Here is a 2500-nt window from a genome sequence, read left to right as displayed (position 1 = left end):
GGTTGAAGGTTAGGTAACACTAACTGGAGGACCGAACCCACACCTGTTGAAAAAGGTCGGGATGAGTTGTGCCTAGGGGTGAAAGGCCAATCAAACTCGGAGATAGCTGGTTCTCCGCGAAATCTATTTAGGTAGAGCGTCATCCGAATACCCTCGGGGGTAGAGCACTGGATGGGTAATGGGGCCCCACAGGCTTACTGATCCTAACCAAACTCCGAATACCGAGGAGTAATAGATGGCAGACACACGGCGGGTGCTAACGTCCGTCGTGAAGAGGGAAACAACCCTGACCTACAGCTAAGGCCCCTAATTCATGGCTAAGTGGGAAAGCAGGTGAGACGACCAAAACAACCAGGAGGTTGGCTTAGAAGCAGCCATCCTTTAAAGATAGCGTAACAGCTCACTGGTCTAGATAAGTTGTCTTGCGGCGAAGATGTAACGGGGCTCAAGCCATGAGCCGAAGCTTAGGATGCACATAGTGCATGGTAGCGGAGCGTAGTGTGACATAACTCCATGTGTCTTGTGTTTTACAGCGGATCGTCGCGCTCTTGTAGCGTTGCGGCAGCGCATAAAATAACGGACACACGGGGTTTTCTGTGAAGCGGGCGCGTGAGCGATCCCGTGGAGAGATCACTAGTGAGAATGATGACATGAGTAGCGATAAACAGAGTGAGAGACTCTGTCGCCGAAAGTCCAAGGGTTCCTGCTTAAAGCTAATCTGAGCAGGGTAAGCCGACCCCTAAGGCGAGGCCGAAAGGCGTAGTCGATGGGAACCAGGTTAATATTCCTGGGCCAGATGGAAGTGACGGATCACAGAGGTAGTTCATCCTTATTGGATTGAATGGGCTGCTGAGTGGTTCCTGGAAATAGCTCCATCGTTAGATCGTACCCTAAACCGACACAGGTGGACTGGTAGAGAATACCAAGGCGCTTGAGAGAACTATGTTGAAGGAACTCGGCAAAATACCTCCGTAAGTTCGCGAGAAGGAGGCCCGGTTTGGACGCAAGTCTTGGCCGGGGGCACAAACTAGGGGGTGGCGACTGTTTACTAAAAACACAGGGCTCTGCGAAGTCGTAAGACGACGTATAGGGTCTGACGCCTGCCCGGTGCCTGAAGGTTAAAAGGAGAGGTGCAAGCCTTGAATTGAAGCCCAGGTAAACGGCGGCCGTAACTATAACGGTCCTAAGGTAGCGAAATTCCTTGTCGGGTAAGTTCCGACCTGCACGAATGGCGTAACGACTTCCCCGCTGTCTCCAACATAGACTCAGCGAAATTGAATTGCCTGTCAAGATGCAGGCTTCCCGCGGTTAGACGGAAAGACCCCGTGCACCTTTACTACAACTTCACACTGGCATCAGGCCAAGCATGTGCAGGATAGGTGGTAGGCTTTGAAGCAGAGACGCTAGTTTCTGTGGAGCCATCCTTGAGATACCACCCTTGCTTCGCTTGATGTCTAACTGCGGTCCGTTACCCGGATCCAGGACCCTGTGTGGTGGGTAGTTTGACTGGGGCGGTCGCCTCCTAAAGAGTAACGGAGGCGCGCGAAGGTTGGCTCAGAGCGGTCGGAAATCGCTCGTTGAGTGCAATGGCAGAAGCCAGCCTGACTGCGAGACTGACAAGTCGAGCAGAGTCGAAAGACGGCCATAGTGATCCGGTGGTCCCGAGTGGAAGGGCCATCGCTCAACGGATAAAAGGTACGCCGGGGATAACAGGCTGATGGTGCCCAAGAGTCCATATCGACGGCACCGTTTGGCACCTCGATGTCGGCTCATCTCATCCTGGGGCTGGAGCAGGTCCCAAGGGTACGGCTGTTCGCCGTTTAAAGAGGTACGTGAGCTGGGTTTAGAACGTCGTGAGACAGTTCGGTCCCTATCTGCCGTGGGTGTAGGATACTTGAGAGGAGTTGCCCCTAGTACGAGAGGACCGGGGTGAACGATCCACTGGTGTACCAGTTGTTCCGCCAGGAGCAGTGCTGGGTAGCTATGATCGGAAAGGATAACCGCTGAAGGCATCTAAGCGGGAAGCCCCCCTCAAAACAAGGTATCCCTGAGAGCCGAGGTAGACCACCTCGTCGATAGGCCGGAGATGTAAGCGCAGCAATGTGCTCAGTTGACCGGTACTAATTGCTCGATAGGCTTGATTTGATCCAGTGGAAGCTGGACTGTGGTAGATCTAAATCTGCCAGTCAGGCCAAAAGTACACCAAGTGTGCTGACTTGGATAAAATAATGTTAATTCCGGCCTGTCTCCCAAAAAGAGACAGGCCGATGATGTTCTTTTCTTGGTTTGGTGGTCATAGCGCGAGCAAAACACCCGATCCCATCCCGAACTCGGCAGTTAAGTGCCGTCGCGCCGATGGTACTGCGTCTCAAGACGTGGGAGAGTAGGTCACCGCCAAACCTAGTAAAGAACAACATTATATATACAAATCAAAAAATCAGCCGCCAAGGAATAAAACCCTAGGCGGCTTTTTCGACGTCCAAAAATAACGAGAAATGGC

The 2500-nt window shown here is 52.6% G+C and carries 2 rRNA genes (1 of these 2 cut by a window edge); both read left to right on the top strand.

What is annotated here, in order from left to right:
* A 23S ribosomal RNA gene (locus tag C8265_RS19090) occupies positions 1–2145 on the top strand (it extends 724 nt beyond the left edge of the window).
* Between the two features lie 140 nt (positions 2146–2285).
* Positions 2286–2400: ribosomal RNA gene (rrf, locus tag C8265_RS19085) — 5S ribosomal RNA — on the top strand.
* Positions 2401–2500 lie beyond the last annotated feature (100 nt).

This window comes from Oceaniglobus ichthyenteri (genome assembly GCF_003057885.1).
In the GTDB taxonomy this organism is placed as follows: Bacteria; Pseudomonadota; Alphaproteobacteria; order Rhodobacterales; family Rhodobacteraceae; genus Oceaniglobus; species Oceaniglobus ichthyenteri.
This window is presented reverse-complemented; position numbering and strand designations above follow the sequence as displayed.